Annotated in this window: 20 protein-coding genes; 10 read left to right on the top strand and 10 right to left on the bottom strand. The window is 48.0% G+C overall.

What is annotated here, in order from left to right:
* The first annotated feature begins 296 nt into the window (after window positions 1–296).
* Window positions 297–1985 (top strand): BamA/TamA family outer membrane protein, encoded by a 1689-nt coding sequence (locus K4039_RS13755; protein ID WP_265235750.1) that lies wholly within the window; start codon window positions 297–299, stop codon window positions 1983–1985.
* A 286-nt stretch (window positions 1986–2271) separates the two neighbouring features.
* On the opposite strand, the gene K4039_RS13750 is transcribed toward K4039_RS13755, so the two are convergent.
* From K4039_RS13750 to K4039_RS13740, 3 genes are read right to left on the bottom strand one after another with little or no spacing between them, the layout of a single operon-like run.
* Window positions 2272–3648 (bottom strand): HEAT repeat domain-containing protein, encoded by a 1377-nt coding sequence (locus tag K4039_RS13750; protein ID WP_265235749.1) that lies wholly within the window; start codon window positions 3646–3648, stop codon window positions 2272–2274.
* A gap of 45 nt (window positions 3649–3693) precedes the next feature.
* Window positions 3694–4251 carry a type II CAAX prenyl endopeptidase Rce1 family protein gene (locus K4039_RS13745; RefSeq protein ID WP_265235748.1) on the bottom strand — a complete coding sequence of 186 codons (558 nt, stop codon included), beginning with the start codon at window positions 4249–4251 and terminating at the stop codon, window positions 3694–3696.
* A gap of 60 nt (window positions 4252–4311) precedes the next feature.
* Entirely contained in the window at window positions 4312–4953 is a 642-nt protein-coding gene (locus K4039_RS13740; RefSeq protein WP_265235747.1) for a phosphoribosylanthranilate isomerase, read from the bottom strand.
* A gap of 135 nt (window positions 4954–5088) precedes the next feature.
* Here K4039_RS13740 and psaK point away from each other — a divergent pair, with 135 nt between their 5' ends.
* The 5 genes from psaK to K4039_RS29950 all read left to right on the top strand — a co-directional run bounded on the left by psaK (window position 5089) and on the right by K4039_RS29950 (window position 9939).
* Window positions 5089–5373: a photosystem I reaction center subunit PsaK gene (gene psaK / locus K4039_RS13735; protein WP_265235746.1), complete on the top strand. Its 285-nt coding sequence runs from the start codon at window positions 5089–5091 to the stop codon at window positions 5371–5373.
* 81 nt (window positions 5374–5454) lie between these two features.
* Window positions 5455–6651, top strand: a complete 1197-nt coding sequence (locus K4039_RS13730; protein WP_265235745.1) for a site-2 protease family protein — start codon at window positions 5455–5457, stop codon at window positions 6649–6651.
* Between the two features lie 190 nt (window positions 6652–6841).
* The gene (locus K4039_RS13725) at window positions 6842–8803 is read left to right on the top strand and encodes an adenylate/guanylate cyclase domain-containing protein (RefSeq protein ID WP_265235744.1); all 1962 of its coding nucleotides are present in this window, start codon (window positions 6842–6844) and stop codon (window positions 8801–8803) included.
* A gap of 47 nt (window positions 8804–8850) precedes the next feature.
* A complete protein-coding gene (locus tag K4039_RS13720) occupies window positions 8851–9645 on the top strand; it encodes a DUF928 domain-containing protein (protein ID WP_265235743.1) in 795 nt (264 codons plus the stop codon).
* A 213-nt stretch (window positions 9646–9858) separates the two neighbouring features.
* Window positions 9859–9939, top strand: coding sequence for a DUF2283 domain-containing protein (locus K4039_RS29950; RefSeq protein WP_332971241.1), 81 nt, complete (start codon window positions 9859–9861; stop codon window positions 9937–9939).
* 156 nt (window positions 9940–10095) lie between these two features.
* Here the strand turns inward: K4039_RS29950 and K4039_RS13715 are convergent, their stop codons facing one another.
* Window positions 10096–10848 (bottom strand): biotin/lipoate A/B protein ligase family protein, encoded by a 753-nt coding sequence (locus K4039_RS13715; protein ID WP_265235742.1) that lies wholly within the window; start codon window positions 10846–10848, stop codon window positions 10096–10098.
* 151 nt (window positions 10849–10999) lie between these two features.
* On the opposite strand from K4039_RS13715, the gene K4039_RS13710 reads away from it, so the two are divergent.
* Both K4039_RS13710 and K4039_RS13705 read left to right on the top strand, forming a co-directional pair.
* Complete coding sequence (locus K4039_RS13710) at window positions 11000–11323, top strand: co-chaperone YbbN (RefSeq protein WP_265235741.1); 324 nt, start codon at window positions 11000–11002, stop codon at window positions 11321–11323.
* Between the two features lie 217 nt (window positions 11324–11540).
* The gene (locus K4039_RS13705; RefSeq protein WP_265235740.1) at window positions 11541–12764 is read left to right on the top strand and encodes an LL-diaminopimelate aminotransferase; all 1224 of its coding nucleotides are present in this window, start codon (window positions 11541–11543) and stop codon (window positions 12762–12764) included.
* 369 nt (window positions 12765–13133) lie between these two features.
* Here the strand turns inward: K4039_RS13705 and K4039_RS13700 are convergent, their stop codons facing one another.
* The gene (locus K4039_RS13700; RefSeq protein WP_265235739.1) at window positions 13134–13532 is read right to left on the bottom strand and encodes a hypothetical protein; all 399 of its coding nucleotides are present in this window, start codon (window positions 13530–13532) and stop codon (window positions 13134–13136) included.
* A gap of 92 nt (window positions 13533–13624) precedes the next feature.
* Complete coding sequence (gene surE, locus K4039_RS13695) at window positions 13625–14464, bottom strand: 5'/3'-nucleotidase SurE (RefSeq protein ID WP_265235738.1); 840 nt, start codon at window positions 14462–14464, stop codon at window positions 13625–13627.
* A 716-nt stretch (window positions 14465–15180) separates the two neighbouring features.
* On the opposite strand from surE, the gene pheS reads away from it, so the two are divergent.
* Window positions 15181–16185, top strand: a complete 1005-nt coding sequence (gene pheS, locus K4039_RS13690; RefSeq protein ID WP_265235737.1) for a phenylalanine--tRNA ligase subunit alpha — start codon at window positions 15181–15183, stop codon at window positions 16183–16185.
* 383 nt (window positions 16186–16568) lie between these two features.
* On the opposite strand, the gene K4039_RS13685 is transcribed toward pheS, so the two are convergent.
* Window positions 16569–17036, bottom strand: a complete 468-nt coding sequence (locus K4039_RS13685; RefSeq protein ID WP_265235736.1) for a hypothetical protein — start codon at window positions 17034–17036, stop codon at window positions 16569–16571.
* A gap of 571 nt (window positions 17037–17607) precedes the next feature.
* Between K4039_RS13685 and K4039_RS13680 the strand changes: the two genes are divergently transcribed.
* Window positions 17608–18564, top strand: a complete 957-nt coding sequence (locus tag K4039_RS13680) for an SH3 domain-containing protein (protein ID WP_265235735.1) — start codon at window positions 17608–17610, stop codon at window positions 18562–18564.
* Between the two features lie 266 nt (window positions 18565–18830).
* Here K4039_RS13680 and K4039_RS13675 read toward each other — a convergent pair whose 3' ends face one another.
* The 3 genes from K4039_RS13675 to K4039_RS13665 form a co-directional block, all read right to left on the bottom strand.
* The gene (locus tag K4039_RS13675) at window positions 18831–19259 is read right to left on the bottom strand and encodes a hypothetical protein (protein WP_265235734.1); all 429 of its coding nucleotides are present in this window, start codon (window positions 19257–19259) and stop codon (window positions 18831–18833) included.
* Window positions 19259–19540 carry a hypothetical protein gene (locus K4039_RS13670; protein WP_265235733.1) on the bottom strand — a complete coding sequence of 94 codons (282 nt, stop codon included), beginning with the start codon at window positions 19538–19540 and terminating at the stop codon, window positions 19259–19261. Before K4039_RS13670 ends, K4039_RS13675 begins: the two co-directional genes overlap by 1 nt.
* 100 nt (window positions 19541–19640) lie before the next feature.
* A partial coding sequence (locus tag K4039_RS13665; RefSeq protein ID WP_321161608.1) for a calcium-binding protein occupies window positions 19641–23251 on the bottom strand: 3611 nt, incomplete at its 5' end.

Raw genomic sequence — 23251 nt, 5'->3', positions numbered from 1 at the left:
AAACCCGGTATCTTCAAAAATACCGGGTTTCTTTTTGGGCGGTTGAGACGGCGGTTGAGACGGCGGTTGAGATGGCGGTTGAGATGGCGGTTGAGACGGTAGTTGAGACGGTAGTTGAGACGGCGGTTGAGATGGCGGTTGAGATGGCGGTTGAGATGGCGGTTGAGATGGCGTCTACACAGACAAAACCCGCGGAGGCGGGTTGAAGAATAGAGCGATATTAAATCCAGGTTTGGGATTAGGCATCATGACCAATTTTGGTTAATATGCGTTGAGTATGCTTTAGTTTTATGTTTATGCGAATTCCAATTATTGCATTTTTGACTTTGGCGGCGGTGGCTGGTGGTGAATTGGGGGCGCGGGCGATCGATCCGACAGTCGCACCGCGTGAGGTGGAGTTGAGAGAAGGAACCGCAGAGATTGACAGGCGAGACGCCTATCCCACAAGGGCACAGAGGGAGGAGGATGAGGTGAGTCCAATTGTGCGGGATTTGCCGGCATCTGATGAGATCGCGGTTGCTGGAGAAGTTCGATCGCCCTCAGTCAAGTTCAGCAACCATAAAGATTTTACCTCTCTGTTACCAACTGCGGGGACGATCGCCACCAAACCCGAAACCGAACCAGTAAACAGCAACGCGCAACAACTAGGCGGTACTCGACAAATCAGTCAAGCGGGCAATGCTGAGGGCGTTTACGTGGCTGAGGTGAAAATTCGCTTTGTCAATTCCAAAGGCGAAGCAGTTGATAAAAAAGGCAATCCGATTCAAGGCAGAATTTCGGAAGATTTTATTCGGGGTGAGCTCAAACTTAAGGCGGGGGATAATTACAGCCCGGAAGTTGTACGACTAGACTTGCAGCAGTTGCAGCAGTTGGGATTGTTTGACAAGGTGACGGTTTCTACTGAAGAAGTTGGGACGGATGTTAATGTAATTTACAACGTTCAAGAGCGATCGGCTCGATCGTTTGGCGTGAGTGCTAGCATTAGCGATGATGTTGGTGTTGCTGTTCCTCTTTCCTATGTCGATCGCACTTTCGGCACAAACCCGCAGCGGTTGGCGGTGGAAATTCAGCCCAGCCTCCGAGGTATCGAGTACGATGTCCAGTTTGTCAGCCCTTACGTTGCCGCCGATGACCGTTTGGGATACAGTGTGAGAGCTTTTGGCGATCGCAAAATCTCCGAAATTTTCAACAAGGATATCGATTTGCAGAATGGCGATCGAGTTCGGGAAATTCGGATCGGGGGAAATCTCGCAGTTACGCGACCTTTGGGCGATTGGCGCGGAACTTTAGGATTAAATTATACAAATATCAGCACGCGCGATCGCGATTTAAATATTGCCCGCCGCGACGAACTGGGCAATCCTCTCACATTCAGCGGTTCGGGCGTTGATGAGTTATACACTGTTTCTTTTGGCGCGGTTCGCGATCGGCGAAACAATCCCTTTAACCCCACCAGCGGCTCGATTCTCAGCCTCAGCACCGAGCAATCGATACCTCTTGGGGGAGGTAACATTGTGAGCAACCGCCTGTTGGCAAATTATATACAATATGTACCAGTAACTTTACTGGGTATCAGCGAATCCGAAGCCTTGCCAGAAATGCTGGCTTTTAATTTGCAAGGGGGCACTGTAATTGGAGATTTGCCGCCGACGGAAGCGTTTCGACTCGGCGGCCGCAATTCTGTGCGGGGTTACGATGGCGGGGATATTGGCAGCGGGCGGAGTTATTTCTTGGCTTCAGGTGAGTATCGGTTTCCGGTGGGCAGGGATGTCGGCGGCGTGATATTTGCTGATTTTGCGTCGGATTTGGGGACTGGTGACAGCGTGTTGGGAAAACCCGCTTCGGTGAGGGATAAACCGGGGACTGGGGCTGGTGTTGGTTTGGGTGTCAGAGTGCGATCGTCCTTGGGATTAATTCGCTTAGATTTGGGTGTTAGCGATGGCGGCGACATCAAATTTGTCCTCGGTACAAAGCAGCGATTTTAAATAGTTGATAGTTGGCAGTTGGCAGTTGATAGTTGGCAGTTGGCAGTTGGCAGTTGGCAGTTGGCAGTTGGCAGTTGATAGTTGATAGAAGAGGGAAGAGGGAAGAGGGAAGAGGCAAAAAATTAATCAATAAATCTTCTTCCTTGTTCCATCTTAGACAAGATGGCATTCGTTGCCAGACTATCTAGAAATTATCTGCGTTAATTTGCGTTGCATCACCTGGACAAGCACAGAAAATTTAGGGACACAACACAATTTTGTGTCCCTACGGTGTTGCAGTAACTGCTTAAGGCTTGGGTTTTTTCACATCAACAATTTTCGGTTTCACCGCCGGAGTGCGCGGATAAAACTTAAACTTATTGAGCGCAGCACTTGCCGATTTTGCCACACCGCTATCTGTATCTCGCAAAGCTCTTTGCAAGAGCGGAATCACTTTTTCAGACTTAATCATTGCTAGTGCTTCCACAGCAGCTTGCCGCACCTCCGGGTGAAAATCTTGAGCTAATTTCCCCAAAGTTTCTATTGCTCGCTGACCGTCGGCTCTCAAAGCATTAGCAGCACCCATATTACCTAAAGCAGACGCTGCAAACTTGCGGGTTTCTGTGTTCGGACTTTGAACGCATCCCATCAACTGCGCCACCGATGAGTAGTTTGGTGTTTGTATCGGAGATTCAAGCGTTTGTCCGATTTCTGGTTGTTCTAAATCAATTGATTCTGATACCGATGAGTAGTTTGGTGTTTGTATGGGAGATTCAAGCGTTTGTCCGATTTCTGGTTGTTCTAAATCAATTGATTCTGGTTCGGAAAATGCTGTGTAATTTAACTCTTGTTCAACTTCTGTTTGATTTAACTCACTTGACTGTTCTTCCCAAACTTCTTGTTGTGGTAAATCCGATCCAAATTCTGTTTGATTTAACTGACTGAACTGCTGTTCGGGGACTTCTTGTTGTACATTACTCTGGTACTGCTCTTGCAATGACTTGATAGTAGCTTGCATCTGAGCTTCGTGAGCTTGAAACTGAGCGTAAGCAGCTTGCAACTGACTATCATATTGCTGTTGCAAAGCCTCCCTAGTTAATTGCATCTCAACTTCGCTGTTCCCAGATGGCGAAGCAGTTTGTCTCAATTGAATTTCGTGTTGTTTTTGCAGGTTTTGCAAATGTTCGTCCATTTGAGCTTGATAACTGTGATGCAATTCATCAGAAACTGTGAGTAAATGATGTTCGTGTTCTGCTTGCAAAGATTGCAGATTTTCTTGCAGCCTAGCATTGTGAGCAGCCTCTAATTCCTGGCTGACTTGTCGGATCTGCTGCTCGTGAGCGCCTGCAACTTGTTGGAGCCGATCGCGTTCTACTAGAACTTGTTGGAGCCGATTTTCATATTGATCCGCAACTTGTTTGAGCTGATTTTCGTATTGGGTAGTAACTTGTCTGAGTAAATTTTCGTGTTCAACAGTAGCTTTTCTCAACCGATCTTCTCCTTCTCCGTGCTGAGATTCGGTAGTTGGTTGCATTCGAGATATCTGAGCTAGTTCTATATCCTGAGCTATTCTGCGAGTTTGCAGCAAGTGTTCTTGCTTTTGCTTGTGCAACCGCTTTTCCACTAACCAGTAAGCAACTGCTATCCCTGCCAAAAAACCTACGATCGCTCCTATAATACCCACGATGGAGTTCCTCCTGACAATATAGTGATGCTGGACTGTGTACATTTAACCATAAAGCCTCCTGTAACCGCCCAATAGCAGCAGCCAAGCTGTGACTGCGAGCCAGTGAACCGCCACCGCAGGCCAGATAGAACCGCTTTGCAGGTATGCGATGGAGCAGGCTACCCCTAAAACAGCCGCCAGTAGCAAAAACACGGGATTCATAAAGGTCGATCGACCGATCGGATAAAAAGTCAGCGCGTTCAGCGGGTGGTAAACTACAAACAGCACCAAACTCAAGCATCCCCAAAACCACAGCATTAAGCCAGAAACATTCTCAGACGGGTGCGGCAGTATTAACACCCGGAACAATAATTCCTCGGTGATACCGGGACTCAACAAACAGCCCACGAGTGCTCCAGCAATTATACGCCGAGAAGTTTGCACGTCTACTTTCAGAAATCCCGACCAAAAACCGATGGGAAGGGCGATCACACTGTAAACTAGGGCGAGCATGGCTGCAACCAGTAAATCGGTGAAATCGGGAATAGTTGAAAAAGCGTGGGTGAGGCGGCGTGGGAGTAACTCCCAGGGAAGAAGCAAGAAGCAAGAGAGAAAAGGCATTTTTTTATCGGGTTCTCGCGCAATACGCACCCTACATATTTTTTATACGTTCAGGACTGTTTATTTGAAAGCTTTTAATTTATCGAACAACTGAGCAACTTTGGTCAAATCTTTATCTCCCGGCGCTATTTCTACACCGCTAGAAAGGTCAACACCGCTGAATTTATTGCCTCTGGTGCGATCGATTGCATTTAAAATATTATCCGCTGTTAAACCGCCCGCCAGCAGCCAAGGACAAGGCGGTTTAAACTCTGCTAACATCATCCAATCTATAGTTTTGCCAGTACCGCCGAGTTGATCTCGATGGTAAGCATCCAACAGTAAAGTATCGACACAAAGGGCGTAAATTGCAGCCGTGGCTAAAGTTTCAGCAGTCTTAACTCTCAAAGCTTTGATAATTTCAATTCCCGGCAAAAACTCGCGCAGTCGATCGCAATATTCCGCTGTTTCATCTCCGTGCAACTGCACCCCGCTTAAATTTGACTCTGCCGTTACTTGACAGATATTTTCTATTGTGCTATTAGCAAACACGCCAATGCGATCGACATTTTCGGGCAACTGCTCAACAATCAAGCGAATTGTTTGAGGGCTGACATAGCGCGGGGAAGCCGACACGCAGATAAACCCCAAAGCTTGGGCTCCCAAAGCTGCGATCGCAATTCCCTGGTCTAATTTGGTAATTCCACAAATTTTAACCCGCACTCCGGCTCCTCCGTTCCTTTCTTTGTATCAAAATATCAAGGAATTGTTAACTATTAAAACAAATCTTAGTTTAATGCAAAACGCTTTTTATAATTCTGGAACTCAATATATTTCTGAAATCAGGAGCATAAGAACATGATTAACTCATCTTTGCTGTTAGCCGTACCATCTGCAACTGCCTTAACGGTGGAGTGGACACCAATGGTAGGACTGACAATGATTATATGCAATTTGCTGGCGATCGCGATCGGCTACTACGGCATAAACAAGCAAAACCGAGGCAAGGGCCCAGCCTTACCCGTTGCAGTCCCAGGAATGTTCAAAGGCTTCGGCATCCCAGAATTGCTAGCCACAACCAGCTTGGGCCACTTGATCGGGGCTGGAGTAATCTTGGGCTTGGGTAACGCCGGAGTGCTTTAAAAATCACGGGAAGGGGAAGGCAAGAGGTATAAAAAGATATAATAGAAACTCTTTCTTCCTCTCATGCGGCAGGAAAATTTCATGCAGACAGGTTGGCGAATCGGCTCATTATTTGGCATTCCGCTACTCATAGATTATTCGTGGTTTATAATTTTAGCCCTCGCAACCCGCGAATACGCCAGCAGTTACCGCTTGTGGGGGCCTGCGCTCTCCTGGAGTGCCGGGTTGGCAATAGCTTTGCTGCTGTTTGCTTCCGTGCTCTTGCACGAACTCGGACACAGCTTGGCGGCGATGTCCCAAGGCATTAAAGTTAATTCTATTACTCTATTCTTATTTGGCGGAGTAGCTTCGATCGACTCGGAATCAAAAACTCCCGGTCAAGCTTTTCAAGTAGCTATTGCGGGCCCTCTCGTCAGCTTCGCGCTGTTTTTAATCCTCGGTTTGGGTTCTCAAGTTTTCCCCCCGACAAGTTTGCTATCAATTATCACAGAAAAGGTAGCAGTAATCAATCTTGTTTTGGGATTATTTAACTTAATTCCCGGTCTGCCTTTGGACGGAGGACAAGTTTTAAAAGCAGCAATTTGGAAAATCACCGGCTCTCGATTTGCCGGCGTTCGCTGGGCGGCAAAAACAGGACAAGTTTTGGGTTGGCTGGCCGTTGCTTTCGGTGTCAGTTTATGTGTGTTAGCGCGCCAGTACGGCGGTTTGTGGATTGCGCTGATCGGCTGGTTTGCGATTCGGAATGCTAGTAGCTACAGCCGCTTTACTTCGTTGCAAGAAGCGCTGATCAAAACTAAGGCCGCCGATGCAATGAGCCGCGAGTTTCGAGTTGTCGATGCAAATTTGACTTTGCGAGAATTTGCCGATCGCTATTTATTAGAAGTCAATCCGTTTCCATTTTACATCGCTGCGACCAACGGGCGGGATTTGGGCTTAGTGTCGATCGACGATATCCGCTGCACAGAGCGCAGTCAGTGGGAAATTCAGACATTGCACAACATTTTGAAGCCCCTGGAAAAAACCCCCACAGTCTCAGAAAAAGCATCCATCGCAGACGTGATTAACAGCATGGAAGCCCGCCAACTCCCGCGAATCATTGTCCTCTCGCCCATTGGTTCAGTCGTAGGGACGATCGATCGGGGCGACGTGGTGAAAGTTTTGGCAAAATACCTCAAACCCCAGATTTCCGAAGCCGACATCAAGCGCAGCAAAGCAGAGAACAGTTATCCCCAAGGATTGCAGCTAAGTGCGATCGCTAAAACCGTACAAGAAAATTAATTAAAAATTTGGCATGAATCATCGAGATTAGTCACAACTTCAGGTGTAAATAGGTGTGCATAAATAAACTAAACGTTAAACCTAAAAATCTAATTTCCTTGCTGTCAGGAAATTATGACCGATGGAATTTCTCCGTTAATCATGACCGCCTACTTAGCAGATTTTGTCAAAGATGGTTAAAAGATTTCTCATGCCCAATCTTTTTAAGATATTTGATCATCAATTGGGAGAGAAACGTTGGAGTTGGAAAAAGTTAAGTTTCTCCTTCCCATTCGCTGACTTACAACCTCTTGCCATCACCTGCATTGTCGTGACAGGAACTCTCTTAGGAGTGCGACATTTAGGTTGGTTGCAGCCCTTGGAATTAAAATTTTTTGACCTGATGGTGCAGTTGGGCCCCGATGCAGGGCCTGACCCGAGGTTGCTGGTAGTGACAGTTACAGAAAAGGACATTCATGCTCTAAAAAAATGGCCAATTTCCGATCGCGTTTTAGCAAAAGCGATCGCCGAAATAGCGCGTCTCGAACCCACCGTGATTGGTTTGGATATAATCCGCGATATCCCCTACGAACCGGGAAACGCAGAATTGACTGCTCAATTCAAAAACCCCAAAGTCATCGCCATTACTTTCATCGGCAACTCAGAGTACGATCGAGCTCTGCCACCTCCCACCATACCCAAAAAACGCAGAGGATTTAACAATTTAATCATCGATCCAGACGGTATAATTCGCCGAAATTTGATGTTTCTTCCCGATGAAGAATTGACTACTAACTCATTTTCTATGGTACTAGCTTTTAACTATCTAACCAGCCAGAAAGTCAAGACAAAAGTCACAGAAAATAAAGAAATTCAGCTCGGAGAAACAGTCTTTCCGCTACTGCGATCGTACTCAGGAGGTTATCAGACTATTGACGATCGAGGCTATCAAATTATGCTTAATTATCGCTCTCCTGAAAATATAGCAAAAACCGTGACCCTAACTCAAGTTTTGGAGGGAAAACTTGACCCCAATTTGGTGAAGGGTAAAATAGTGCTAATCGGGATTACAGCTCCAACTGTAAAAGATGTCTTTTCTACCCCTTATAGCGCTAGTGCCAGCGACAACCGCATGATGGCTGGGGTATTGATTCATGCAACAGCAACTAGCCAAATTATCAGCGCAGTTTTAGACGGTAAAAAGCTATTTTGGTTTTGGGATGAATGGCAAGAAATGCTTTGGCTCGCTGTTTGGGTAGGAGTTGGCGGCTGTTTAGCTTGGAGGCTAGAAAATACGCTCAATTTCATGGTGAGCGCGATCGCACTTGGCGGCATATTATGGGGATTCACATTTTTTCTATTCACTCAACAAGGGTGGATATCTGTGACAGGGCCGACACTGGGATTTTTAATCACCTTAGGAGTGATCATCACATACAAGTACCAGCAGTCAAAGCAGCAGCAAGAAATTGTGATGAAATTATTAGGACAGCAAACTTCACCGGCGATCGCCAATGCGCTATGGAAAGAGCGCGTCCATCTCCTCCAGTCGGGGCTATTGCCAGGGCAAAGACTCACTGCTACAATGATCATGACTGACTTGCAGGGTTTTAGCACCATTTCCGAACAACTACCGCCAGAAGTAGTAATGCCTTGGTTAAATGAATATTTATCAGCAATGGCCCAGGAAGTGCAAAAACATCAAGGGGTGATTAATAAATTTACCGGAGATGGAATGCTGGCTGTATTCGGCGTGCCTATTCCCCGCACAACTCCCGAAGAAATTGCCGAAGATGCTCGCCTTGCCGTATCTTGCGCTGTAGCTATAAGTGCGTGCTTACCAGCCCTGAATCAAAGTTGGAGCGATCGGGGTTTGCCGCCAGCAAAAATGCGAGTCGGAATTTTTACAGGGCCTGTGATGGTGGGCAGTTTGGGCGGTAAAACCCGTTTAGAATATGGAGTAATCGGCGATAGTGTCAATATCGCTTCTCGCCTAGAAAGCTGTGAAAAAAATCGGCAAGAGGACACCTGCCGCATCTTGATTGCCGAAGAAACTTTAGTGCATCTTGAGGGAAAATTTGAGGTAGAATCTTGGGGAGCTTTACCTTTAAAAGGCAGGGATAAAAAAGTTGATGTCTACCGAGTCTTGGGAGAAAAAAGATCGAAAAAATAACAACTGACAAAATATCTTGAAACAATCATACAACTGCTAGGAAAACAATGACTAAATTCACACTAAAATGGCTGGTATTTTCTTCCCTATTGTTGATAGGAGCATTTCAGACTTGCCAATTTGTAAGTCTGGCACAAGAGCTGCCAAGTGGGTTGGGGGGCAGTGGTAAGCCGCGCCAAACTGTACCGGGAGGGCCGCGTTTCACTCAGCCCCCTGAAGATATGGATCAATCGCCCCCTCGATCGGGCAGATCGACTCGCGGTAACTGCCGCAACAGTCAGCTAAATCCAATAAATCTCACAGGCTTAGTCCCTGAAAATAAAATCGGACGGACTGTTTCTGACTATCCAACATTCTTTTTCTACTTGCCTCCAACAAAGGCGGAATCAGCCGAATTCATCCTACTAGATCCCAGCGGGAACGAGATTTATAAACAGACTCTCACAGTTACCAATTTATCAGGAGTAATCGGCGTTAGCATCCCCGCTAACAAAAATGTGCCTCCGTTGGAAGTAGGCAAAAATTACACTTGGAATTTTACAGTGATTTGCGAGGCTGAAGATAGATCGGCAGATCTGCTCGACATCGGTACTGTACGCCGAGTTGAACTCAGTGCAGATATCCGCAGTCAATTAGAAAAGGCAGATCCGCGCCGAAAAACCGCGATTTATGCTGAAAATGGGATTTGGCAAGATGCTCTCAGCAATTTAGCTGCTGCTCGCCGCGATCGCCCTTCGGATACAGTGCTGGATTCTGATTGGGAAAGCTTGCTCGATGCGGTGAAATTGGCCAAAATTGCCAAACAGCCGATCGTCCAAGTTCAAACTGATCCGAAACCATAAGCTGTAAAGCATTTCAATCTAACTTTTTGGGCTGGATTGTCTGCCCGCCCACAATAGTTTCAGCAAAAATAGCAGAAATTGTGTCTCTCGTTAACAAAGTATCTTACTCCGATCTAAAATCGTAGAATCAGAAAAAAGTAGCGATCGCCCTCATTTTAGTGGTCAAGAGTCGGCGAGCGCGATCGATACTTTTGATTTTTGAGGTAAAATTTTATGAAGATTAGTTATGATTCAGAAATTGATGCTCTCTACATTAGGCTTGTAGAAGGTAAGCATCAGTGTGATTACAGTTAACGGACAAAATTGCTTTAAATATTGGTAAAAATGAGTTATTGGTAGGGATAGAAGTTTTAGATGGTACACAGGTTTTAGGTGCAGGAAATATTCCTAATGTAGTGCTAGAAAATATATCTTTTACTGTTCGCACTACCTAGATATAGCTGGCAATGCCTACCGACAAATAGAGTTTTTTGTGTTAAATTCCGAAATATCCTGCCATTCCTCCTCCGAAAGCGGCCGCACTTCCAAGTCAATCCCAAAACACCGACAAGCCGCCGCACTCAAAACATCAATTATAGTCGGAATCGAATCATCTCCCCCTTGAAATAAAGGTAACTTCACAGGAATTAATTCCTCCCCAAAAACTTGAGAAAACAAACCAATATCCGATCGCAAACGCATCGAACCATGCTGCAAAATAGCATCACCCCGGCGCAATTGCGCGCTACCAATTAACTTGCCGCCATCAGGTGTAACCAAATCCGCACCCGTAGCAGTACCAAAACAATTCGGATTGTGAATATAACCGCGCCCAGCTTCCCCGTAGTGCAAATCCACACCCATCGCCCGCCAACCCTCAATCAAAAACTCGCAAATAGTCTGATAAGCTTTCATGCGACTGCTGCCAAATCCCGACGCCACAACTGCGTAAGTTAAATCACCCTGGTGGAGCACGGCGCGCCCACCGCTAGGCCTCCTCACCAACTCCACAGGCGTTCCCTCCCAGGACAAATGCTGCCAAAACTCAGGCCACCGCTGCTGATGGTAGCCCAAGGAAATCGCCGCCGGTGCCCAGGTGTAAAATCGCAGAGTTGGCGGATTTTTCCCCGCTAGATGCTGTTGTAGCAGCCATTGGTCGATCGCCATCTGCACACTACCAGACGCTTGCAGCAGCGGAATTAAACGCCATACAGAATTAGCCATCAGTCTCAAATCCTGAGTTTCTACTCAATAAATTCACAGAATGTTTTAAAATTAGTAACAGTTTTTGTGTCCCTCTTCTAAATTAGTGCAAATTTCAAGCCCGCCCGTGCTTTTTTATAAATAACCAACCAGGAAAAATCATCGTAAAATCATGAGCAACAGTGTAATTGTCATCAACGACGAAAAATTTGAAACAGAAGTTCTGAAAGCAGAGCAACCAGTGCTTGCCTATTTTTGGGCATCTTGGTGCGGGCCTTGCAAACTGATTGCGCCTTCGATAGACTGGGTGGCTGCCAACTACAGCGACCTGAAAGTGGTTAAAATGGAAATTGACCCTAATCCGAATACTGTCAAGCAGTATAAAGTAGAAGGAGTCCCAGCACTGAGACTGTTTAAAAATGCCGAAGTAGTCCTTTCCCATGAGGGAGCGATTACTAAACAAACTTTGATCGGTTTGCTCGACGGTCACTTATAAAATTTTGAATTGATTCGGGAGTTTCCAACTCCCAAGTCACAACTATAACAATCCCAAAGAATTTGTAAACATCTCTCTTTTCTCCTCAATCTTCCTCTCTGACTCTGCGCCCTCTGCGCTCTCTGCGGTTAAAAAACATTCTCTAAAGAACCATCAAAAAGAATCATTTTTCAGCGATTTAAAATGATTTATTAATATCGCCAAAACTTACAAAAATATGCAATTTGCCCAACGTTTAGAACCCCTCAAATTTAATGTATTTGCCGACATGGATCGGGCGAAAACTCTAGCCAGAGCCGCCGGACAAAATGTGATTGACTTGTCTCTGGGTTCTTCGGATTTGCCAGCGGCTGCTCACATTACAGATGCGATCGCCCTTTCGCTATCCGATCCTAGCACCCACGGCTATTTACTGTTTAACGGAACCCGCTCTTTCCGAGAAGCCGCAGCTTGCTGGTATGAACAAAAATTTGGAATTTCAGTCAATCCCGAAACAGAAGTGCTGCCACTAATTGGTTCCCAAGAAGGCACGGCACATATACCTTTAGCTGTACTAAACCCCGGAGATTTTGCTTTGCTGCTCGATCCGGGCTATCCTTCCCACGCGGGCGGTGTGTATTTAGCGGGCGGTCAAATTTACCCGATGCCAATATTAGCAGAAAATCAGTTTTTGCCAGTATTTGAAGATATTCCGATGCCTGTCTTGGCCCAATCGAAGATGATGGTTTTGAGCTATCCTCACAATCCTACAACTGCGATCGCCCCGCTGGCATTTTTTGAGAAAGCCGTGGCTTTTTGTCGTCAACATGATCTCGTTTTAGTGCACGATTTCCCCTATGTGGATTTGGTGTTTGACGATTCCGTAGGGGCGGTGGATGGTGCGCGCCCGCCCTCGGATATCGAGGAATTGCGTAAATTGATGGCGCCGTCGATTTTTCAGGCGGATCGAGATAAGAGTGTGGCGATCGAGTTTTTCACGCTATCCAAATCCTACAGCATGGGAGGTTTTCGAGTCGGATATGCGATCGGCAATCCCGAACTAATTGCAGCCCTGCGACAAGTTAAAGCCACAGTAGACTTCAACCAATATTTAGGGATTTTGAACGGAGCGAGTGCGGCATTAACAGGCCCCCAAGATACCGTCACCACCAGTGTACAAACCTTCAGAAAACGGCGAGATGCCTTTGTAAATGCGCTGAGCGCGATCGGCTGGGAAGTACCCGTACCCCCTGCCACCATGTACGTCTGGGCGAAACTACCAGCACCTTGGGCCTCGGATTCGGTGAAATTTTGCACTCAGCTAGTACAGAGTACAGGAGTCGCAGCTTCCCCCGGCGCCGGTTTCGGGAAATCAGGAGAAGGCTACGTGCGATTTGCCCTAGTTGAGTCACCAGAAATTTTGGAAGCAGCAGTTAGAAAAATTGCTGAGTTTCTCAATTAATTTCTCAATTACAAAGATTGCATTCCTGCACTCTCCTAAGAATGAAATTATCTGCGTTGCATCTGCGTTGATCCGCCTAGATCTGCGGTTGACTTATCAATCAAAGATTTATGCAATAAGTCTATTGAGCGATCGAAAATTACCAATTCTTAAGAGCAGCCATACTTTTCAAAATGGGTATAAGTTCAAACCACTAGCACTTACGCACGGGGATCAGAAACCGGGTTTTTAACGAAAATAATTCGTTAAATCCCATCAAAACGGTAAAAACCCGGTTTCTCGGAGTCGGAATGCGTAAGTGTTGTATCCTTATTTCTATCTAAAGGAATAGATGTTTGCACGGAGTATCTGTCACACTGTTGAGAAATGTTAACGCGAGACATCTTGAGAATTGCCAGTTCCGTTGACCCACTCTACAAACCCTTGAAATGAATTCTGTCGGGGCAGCGATTGTTCTGTAGCGGCGATCGCACATCCCAAAAATACCACGCTTCCCAAAATTGCCAGCAGCGGAAAATGCTTACCCAGCCCAAAGTCCCGCTGAAGGCGAGCTAGTGGCCTGCTCTCTCGCCTGAGCATCTTTCCTACCGTCAATTGTTTGAGACTAAAAGGATCGCGGACAAAATGGCCACTCCAGCTAATTACCATATGAGAATGGCAGTGGGGACAGGTGAATAGTCCGCTGACCATTCCGACTGGGCCCACGACGCTGGAACGATGGCAAATCGGGCAAGTGACAGAATGAGTGTTATAGGTGGGAGCGTTCATAACTGTTTTTCTTGAGTAAAAAACCAACAACTAATTTAGAGCCTGCGTTAACGCCTGGGGCATAGACCTTTATAGGCACTTTTCCTTAATTCCTAGTTTACCGCTCGAATCGGGTCGATCGGAGCTGACTGTTTGGGAAAACCTTCAAATTGCCAATCCCGCAACGAGTGCAAGTCGGGAGCGCAGGTGAGATTGTATTGCAGCGGAGTAACGGTTATCTTGTTGTGGCGAATAGCCTGTACGTCTGTAGGAATATCATGCGGCACGGCCAGATCTAGGGTTTCTTCTACATCTTCTAACAATTCCCCAGCTAGCCAATAATAAGTTTTGCCGCGCGGATCGGTGCGCTTTTGAAATATGTCGAAATAGCGGCGAATGCCTTGACGGGCGATCGCAACTCCGGTAATTTCTGCTTGTGTAACCGCTGGTATGTTGACATTCAACAGCATCGGTTTCAGCATTGGCTGTTTTTCCAACTGTCCCAGCAAGGTGACAGCGAAATCTACCGCCGGCCCAAATTCCTGGGAAGTATAGCTGGCGAGGCTGAAAGCAATGCTGGGAATGCCTTCCATGATTCCTTCCATTGCCGCCGAAACCGTGCCCGAACAGATGATGTCCGTGCCTAAATTCGGCCCGTGGTTGACGCCGGAAATCACAAAATCCGGCGGTTTGTCAAGTAAAGCCCACAAAGCTAGTTTCACGCAGTCGGCGGGAGTGCCCGAACAGGCCCAAGCTGTGACGGCGGGGTCAAAAACAGATTCGACAATTTCGGCGCGGATGGGTTGGTGTAGCGTGAGGCCGTGGCCCGTAGCGGAGCGCTCTCTGTCGGGACAGACTACACTCACGTCATGGCCTGCGGCGGCGAGAGCGTTGGCGAGGCTACGGATGCCTTGGGCAAAGATGCCATCGTCGTTGCTAATTAAAAGTTTCATTGAAATTTTTAGAGGCCTGAGAATAATCTTAAACTAGATTCAAGTAGGGCGATCGCTCTAACATCCAATTACCTATTACGAATTATCCGTAACTACCGAAAATCTAAAATCTACAATCTAAAATCTCCAAGACTGTCGAGCCAAAATTGCGCTAAACTCAGCTTGGCTCAAAACTGCCATCAATGTGACAACTCCACACACTGAACGGAAGACCGTCGAGCGTGTGGGCTTCTTAAGAAATTAGGGAGCGTGTCCCACCGTCTCAGTGGCTCGTTAAACTCTTGGTCGCTACGTTTGTTCAGAATATATAGGCACTTCAGCGTACAGGTTTGGTAAACCGTTTTCTAGCGCTGAACACTGCGGTCAGTAATTAAACATACCTCTGGAGTTAAGGGGAAAGTGTTGCTGATGAAAACCTGGACAAACATTGACGAAGAAAACCACTCCGTAAGGAGTTGAACTTAAATTAGTTCAAAGAATAATTCCCTCACTATACTTATTTAGAGTGGGGGATTCTTTTAAAAACAATAAAGAACTTATTGTGCTTTGATGTCCTCATCCACACGCTCACGGCTCAACGCTTACGGCGTAGGAGGCTCAGGGCGTCTGGAATCCTCATCTTCAGCAAGTCTTTCATCCCACACTAACCGAAGTGGTATAGTGTGGGGATTCCTGTCTGTCTAGCTAAAATCTAAAATCTAAAATCTAAAATCAAGATGACTGTCCAACTAAGCGACATTGAAACTCAACTAGAAACCCTCGCAAGCGAGTCCAAAAGTGCGATCGCCACCGCGAATACCCTCGAACAACTCGAACAGTTGCGCGTCGGCTACCTCGGCAAAAAAGGCCAACTCTCTCAAATTTTAGGCATGATGGGCAAATTGTCTGCCGATCAGCGGCCCAAAGTAGGCGCGATCGCCAATACTGTAAAAGAAGCTCTCCAAGCCGACTTAGAAGACAAACGCGCCGCCCTCCAAACCGCCCAGATTCAAGCCAAATTAGCCTCAGAAACCCTCGATGTCACCATGCCGGGGATTTTCAGTCCCCAAGGCCGAATTCACCCCTTAAATGCCGTCATAGACCGCGCTCTCGATATCTTTGTCGGGCTGGGTTACACCGTCGCCAACGGCCCGGAAATGGAAACAGATTATTACAACTTCGAGGCGCTAAATACTCCGCCCGACCACCCGGCGCGGGATATGCAAGATACATTTTACCTGCCCGGTGGCGACTTGCTAAGGACTCAGACATCATCGGTGCAAATTCGCTACATGGAACAGCACAAACCGCCGATTCGGATTGTTTCTCCCGGCCGCGTTTACCGCCGCGATACTGTGGATGCTACTCACGCAGCAGTTTTTCACCAAATCGAACTTTTAGCAATTGGTGAAAATCTGACATTTACTGACTTGAAAGGCACAATTAAAGAGTTTTTGCGGCAAATGTTCGGGCAAGATTTGCCAATTCGTTTCCGCACGAGTTACTTTCCGTTTACAGAACCTTCTGCTGAAGTTGATTTGCAGTGGAACGGCAAATGGCTGGAAGTTTTGGGCTGCGGCGCGGTAGATCCAAATGTTCTTAAAGGAGTCGGTTTAGATCCAGAAAAATATACTGGATTTGCGGCTGGTTTTGGTGTGGAGCGGTTCGCAATGGTACTTTATGAAATTGACGATATTCGCCGGGTTTATTCTAGCGATTTGCGTTTTTTGCGGCAATTTTAAATGATGGATTGCGATCGGTTTGAGGTTCGGTATAGAGGTTTCTGTCAATGCAGAGCGATGCTTTTGGTTTCGAGGAATGAGAAAAGGGCGAAAAAACACGATCTCATGTCCGAATAGTATCACCCCGATTGAATTGGTTTTGAGTGAGGATTTTAGTATTTGGGACAAGAAGGACTAAAATCCTTACTACGAACCTTTAATACTTTTGGTTTTTAGTAAGGACTTTAGTATTTGCCAAAAGAAAGACTAAAGTCCTCACTACGAACCTTTAATACTTTTGGTTTTTAGTGAGGACTTTAGTATTTTTCAAAAGAAGGACTAAAGTCCTCACTAGGAACCTGTTTGACAGTGGTGGGGAGAGTCAACACGATCTGATTGATTGTCTAGTTAAAAGCATCCTTGATGCTGTCAACAGCGCGCTCCACAGCATTCTTGGTGTTATCTACTGCTTTCTGAGTGCGAGCAGAATCTTCCTCTGCTCTTTTCTCGATTGTAGCGGCATCTTTCTTCGCTTTGCGCTCGGCCAAACTACCATCTTCTGATGCTCGATCGACTTTAGCAGCATTTGTCTTGGCTGTTTCCTTCACCTTCTCTTCTGTATCTCGGATGAAGTTCTTGGCTCTTCCAGCATCTGTGCTCGCTTTGTTTTGAACTTGATCGCCCAAATCTGCTGCTGCGATCGAGCTTACAGCAGGAGAGGCCATTGCTGCGGTGTTCGAGAACAACGAACTCTGCCAAACAAATGCCATCGCTGACACGCAAAGCACAGTTGCAGCTAGATAGCGCCCGACGGTCGAAATCCGTTTGATAAAATAATTCAGTTTCATAGAATACAAAATCAGATATGACATTCTATTTTTACTCGATTTGGGCGATCGGTTAAACCATTCTCCAGATAGAGGTTATCCGGCGACGACTTCTTATAAAAAATCAGTCTTTTGATAGATTGAAGCAAAAAAACTGAGTCAATTTGAGATTTTAGACTAGAGATTTTAGATCTAAAAATTGACTCCAAAGCCGCTCTCTGGAAGGATAAACTAAAATCAGTAAATTTTGATAATTTAGATGCAAGAATTGACTTTACAGATGAATCTGGGCGTTCTTCCACTTGCTGCCACTGTCTATTTTTCGCGGTAATTTTAAGTAAGGTGCGATCGCAGGTGACGCATTTAAACTGTTGACTGTTGACTTTCCCACTCTCTCCCACTCTCAGTCTCCCCTGCCCTGCCATAACGAGCCATCGATCGGCGTAGCAGCTTAATTTGTCCTTGCTTAACTCACCAAATATTAAGCTATATAAATCAAAATTGACTTATCCCCATAAAAATGTTATGTGAACGTGGGTATGGAATAGAAATCTATTTTTTGCTATATTGGCCTGCAATTAAGATAATGATTGTGGTTAAGTGAGGAGTTGAACGGATGAAAAATTTGAATTGCTGGAACAAACCCGCTGCATTCCTGGGCGCGATCGCGATCGTAGCCGGAAGTTTGCAGGCTCAGGCGATCGGTATTGCCGCCCTACCAACATCCACTACCAGTCAGGATGCTGAAAATATTTCCTTTGAAAACAGCGCCACCTTTCAAATAGCCCAAGCTGACACCCTTTGTCGCAAAGTCACTCCCAAAGAAGGTTTGACCGTTCGCCAGAACCCAGACCCCAAATCTCCGAGAGTTGGCGGTGTAGCAATGAATACTAAGGTAACGCTGTTCCAAGGCGCTACTTCTGTTAAAGCCTCCGACGGCCGCCTCTGGATTCAAATTACCGCTCCCGTCAAAGGGTATGTGGCTAGCGGATATCCCAAAGACGAAAGTAATTTAGTTTCGTGCACAACAGCAAGCGCAACTCCAGCGCCAGCACCAGCACCAGCACCAGCACCGGCGCCAGCACCAGCGCCAGCACCAGCACCAGCACCAGCGCCAGCGCCAGCGCCAGCACCAGCGCCAGCGCCAGCACCAGCACCAGCACCGACACCCAGTCCAAGTCCTGCACCGACACCAGCACCGGCACCGACACCCAGTCCAAGTCCTGCGCCCGCACCGACACCAGCACCGACACCAGCACCGACACCAGCACCAGCACCTGCACCGACACCAGCACCTGCACCGACACCAGCACCTGCACCTGCACCTGCAACGGGCCCTGTCAGTCTGTGCCGCCAAGTAGAACCTCGCGTAGCGCCGAAGGGTCTAGCAATCCGCACGGAGCCTTCAAAAACTGCTGCTGTTAAAGGTGGCGTAGCGGCTAACGGTCAAGTAACGCTAGTGCCGAATTTCCAGTTAGTGAAAGACAAGAATGGAGAAGACCGCAATTGGGTTGAGATTTCAGCCCCTGTACCCGGATTCATCTCGGCTGGAAACTTGATCATGTGCAAGTAGACTTCTGATTAACAGTTGACAGTTGACAGTTGACAGTTGACAGCGAAGTTTTTAGGCTGGAGCTTAAATCCCCGGCCTAAAAACAATCCACCTAAAGATGGGGGCTTAAATCCCCTGTGCTTTGGCTATTTCGGTCGAATTAATTATCGGCAATTCATCCCAGGTGATATCGTGCAGGCGATCGCGATTATTCAGAAACCATCAAACTTTTGCGGTGCGGGTTTCTAGGCGCTGATGGGTAATAAGCAAAAAGCCGATCGACCTTTCTACAGACAGCGCCCGCTTGCCCAATTTTGGTGTCCGCGATTTGGTTGACACTGAGATTGTCGGCCAATCCAGACAATTTCCCATTTATTTTGCCTGAGTCTGAGCTCGATGCGGTGCCGCATTCCGGCAACAGAATCGTCAGCTAAACCGATGACAGTTTGGACAATTACGGCGGTGTCTCGCGTGGGATATTCAACTGAAATTTGGTCGCTTTTTCTGCCTTCAGATTCTCGATCGAGAATAAAGAGTTTGGCAGCGATATCTTTGGGGTTGGAGACGGTGATTTTGCGATCGGCAATGAACTGTTTGGGGTTAATTGTTTCATAGCCCGATCGACTTGCCGGCTGTGTAAGTGCTGCGACGGGAAGTTGGATGCAGGCGAACACAGCTAGGAAAAAGAGCGATCGCACCAGAGTTAATTTATTCATTAGACTTCAGATTGTGCCAAAAAACTTTGTCTCCGAGCTGCAAAAGCTGCCATGTCTGCCTCCGTTACTTGCGTTTGCTGCCAAGAGGGACGGGCAAGCAGTGGATCGCACCAAGCTGTAATTTTAGGATAGCAGTCTCGCGTGAACACCAACCAAAGACATCCAAGGGACAACCTTGCATTTAATAGTGCGATCGGTGCAAGACTCGCCAGCGTCCCGATCGCACTATAATAAAAAATGCTTTTTTCACTAATGAGATGCTCCCAATTTATGTACTTCAAGTCGAGTTTTAGACGAGTATTGAAAATGATGGAAACGCCACAGCAGCTTGCAACTTCTGTGGCGTTTTGTTATGAGAATAGCGGACTTTCGCCGCCAATTCTAACCCTCAGAACGGAAGAGATTTGATGATAGGAAATCCAAGGAGCCGATCGCCCCATTAACCCCCACCAGATTCGCTAAAACCTGACCACTTCCTGCGACTCGCAGCAACGTACCGTCAGGAGTGGCGCTAAATTGTAACTGCTGGAAACTCACGCCGCCAGTCAAAACAAACTTATCGACGCCTACCTCGAAGTTAATCACAGTATCGATGCCACCGTCAGCACCCAACACAAATTGATCGCTCCCAAGCCCTCCAATTAAAGTATCCTCGCCTGCGCCACCAAACAGCCAGTCATCGCCAGCACCGCCGTTGAGAATGTCGCTATCTTTACCTCCGTAGAGGGTGTCGTTGCCAGCATCTCCGTTGATGTTATCTTGCCCTTCATTGCCGTAGAGCAAGTCATCGCCGTCACCGCCGTTGATGCAGTCTTGCTGGTCGTTTGCGCCCACCGCGAAACCCCGGTTATCGGAGCGATCGCCGCTTATGGTATCGTTGCCCTCGCCACCGCAGAGTTCATCACTACCGTCACCGCCGTAAATCAAGTCGTTGCCGAGATCTCCGTGTACGAGGTCATTATTTTTGCCGCCGTAAATTTTGTCGTTGCCTTCACCGCCACTGATGGTATCGTCAGCTTCATCGCCGAACAGCGCATCAGCACCATCACCACCAAAGAGCCAGTCCTGGCCGTTGACATCTTGAGCTCGACTGCGAGCGCCGCCGTACATGGTGTCATCGCCGCTGTCGCCGACAAGGGTATCAGAACCGAGTTCGCCCCAAATCAAGTCATTATCTTTGCCGCCCCAAACGCCATCGTTGCCTTTGCCAGCTTGGACGGTATCATTACCGTTGCCGCCGCCGATAATGTCGTTGCCGGTATCACCAAAGATTAAGTCTTGTTCGCCGGTATCCCCGATTGACTGGGAACTGCCGCTGTCGCCGAGCAGAGTATCGGCTCCTTCGCCGCCGTAGAGGGTATCTGAGCCTAATTGACCGTAGATCAGGTCATTGCCTTTGCCTCCGTAAGCGCGATCGTTATCTTTGCCTGCAACCAGCGTATCGTCGCCTTCTTGGCCGCTGAGGAAGTCGTTACCGAAGCCTCCGTAGAGCAAGTCGCGTCCTTGGAAGTCAACGATCCTTTTGTTGTTGGTGCCGCCGAACAAGGAGTCCTCGCCGGTGCCACCAATCAACGTATCCGAGCCGAGTTCGCCCCAGATGAGGTCATTGTCTTTGCCTCCTACGGCAATATCGTTATCTTTTCCGGCATGGATAGTATCGTTTCCCTCGTTACCGTTAATGATGTCATTGCCAGCGCATCCGAAGATCAAATCGCCATTGTCGTCAGCGCTAGCGGAGTTATCGTTGCCGTTGTCTCCCAAAATCGTATCGGCACCTTCATCTCCAAACAGGGTGTCAGAGCCTAAGTCTCCTGAAATCCAGTCGTTCTGTTTGCCAGCATGGATGATATCGTTGCCATCGCCGCCATAGGCAATATCGGTGTCAGTATCCGCAAAAATCGTGTCATTGCCTTCGTCGCCGTGAATTTCATCAGCGCCATTTTGACCTAAAAGCAGGTCATTGCCTTGCAAACCGAGGATTTTTTGGTTGCCTTTGGTGTCTGCGATCAAGTCATCGCCATTGGTTCCTTTGGTGGTTTGTCCCTCTCCAAGTTGCGAAATCGGTCGGACAAATCTCACTGCGGGCGGTTGCTGTGGCGGTGCAAAGTTAATTCCCGGTTTTTCAGGAATGGGCTGACACAGACAGTCGGTATCTGGTTCGGCGATCGGATTTGAGATACCGGGCGCGGGCGTTGGTGTGGGTGTAGGTGTGAGTGGGGGAACAGTCCCAACCGGCCTCAAGATAGCAGCAACATTAGCGCTAGCGGGGCTGACTTTGCCGAGGTTGTCCGTGGCGGTGTAGCTGAAAGTTGCTCCGTTAAAGTCGCCTGTGGATTTGAAAAATAGTTGTCCTATTTGTGCCGGAGTCAGGACTTGACCTGCTGTCACGGGTACGTCGCCGTTGACTGGATCTGATAAGAACAGGACTCCTTGGTTGGCTGGGGGGACGCTGGTGATGGTGTAAGAGACGATCGACCCATCGGGGTCACTTCCTCCCAATCCCAACACCTGCACGATGCCGTTAGTCGGAACCGTGAAGTTAACATTGTTAATCGATGGCGGTTGGTTGGAAGTCGGGGAGATAGCGGCAACTGTAGCAGTGGCGGGGCTGGTAGCGCCGCTGTTATCTGTGGCGCTGTAGCTGAAATTTGCGCCGGTAAAGTCGCCTGTGGATTTGAAAAATAGTTGCTGAATCTGTGCCGGAGTCAGGACTTGTCCGGGTGTCACCGCTACGCCACCGTTGGCTGGATCTCCTAAAAACAGGATTCCTTGGGCGGATGGGGGCAGGGTGTTGATCGTGTAAGAGGCGATCGACCCATCGGGGTCACTTCCTCCCAATCCCGGCACCCGCGCGCTGCTGTTGGGGTCTACCGTGAAGTTAGCATTGTTGGTTACTGGCGGTAAGTTTAGGGGATTTGGTGTGGGAGTTGATGCTGTTGAACCGAGAGTAGCGGTAGCCAGGGGACTGGTAGCGCCGTTGTTATCTGTGGCGCTGTAGCTGAAATTGGCGCCGGTAAAGTCGCCTGTGGATTGGAAAAATAGTTGTCCTAGCTGTGCCGGAGTCAAAACTTGACCTGGTGTCACGGCTACTCCGCCGTTGGCTGGATCTCCTAAAAACAGGATTCCTTGGGCGGATGGGGGCAGGGTGTTGATGGTGTAAGAGGCGATAGACCCATCGTCACTTTTTCCCAATCCCGGCACCCGCGCGGTGCTGTTGGGGTCTAGGGTGAGGTTAGTATTGTTGGCTGCTGGCGGTTGGTTGGGAGTCGGTGTGGGAGTTGGTGTGGGAGTTGGTGCTGGAGTCGGTATTGGTAATGGTGTGGGAGTGGGTGTTGGTACTGGTGCTGGAGTCGGTGTGGGGGTCGATCCTGTTAAACCGAGATTCGCGTTAGCTGGGGGACTAACTGCGCCGAGGTTGTCGGTGGCGCTGTAGGTAAAATTGGCACCGGTAAAGCTGCCTGTCGATTGGAAAAATAGTTGTCCTATTTGTGCCGGTGTCAAAACTTGACCTGGTGTCACGGCTACTCCGCCGTTGGCTGGATCTCCTAAAAACAGGATTCCTTGGGCGGATGGGGGCAGGGTGTTGATGGTGTAAGAGGCGATAGACCCATCGTCACTTGCTCCCAATCCCGGCACCGGCGCGCTGCTGTTTGGCCCTACCGTGAGGTTAGTATTGTCGGCTTCTGGCGGTTGGTTGGGAGTCGCTCCTGTTAAACCGAGAGTAGCGTTAGCTAGGGGACTAACTGCGCCGAGGTTATCTGTGGCGCTGTAGTTGAATGTGGCTCCGCTAAAGTCGCCGGTAGATTGGAAAAATAGTTGTCCTATTTGTGCCGGTGTCAAAACTTGACCTGGTGTCACGGCTACTCCGCCGTTGGCTGGATCTCCTAAAAATAGGACTCCTTGGGCTGCTGGTGGCAGGGTGTTGATGGTGTAAGAGGCGATAGACCCATCGTCACTTGCTCCCAATCCCGGCACCGGCGCGCTGCTGTTTG

The sequence above is a fragment of the Lyngbya sp. CCAP 1446/10 genome (assembly GCF_026130175.1).
Taxonomy (GTDB): domain Bacteria; phylum Cyanobacteriota; class Cyanobacteriia; order Cyanobacteriales; family Microcoleaceae; genus Microcoleus.
This window is presented reverse-complemented; position numbering and strand designations above follow the sequence as displayed.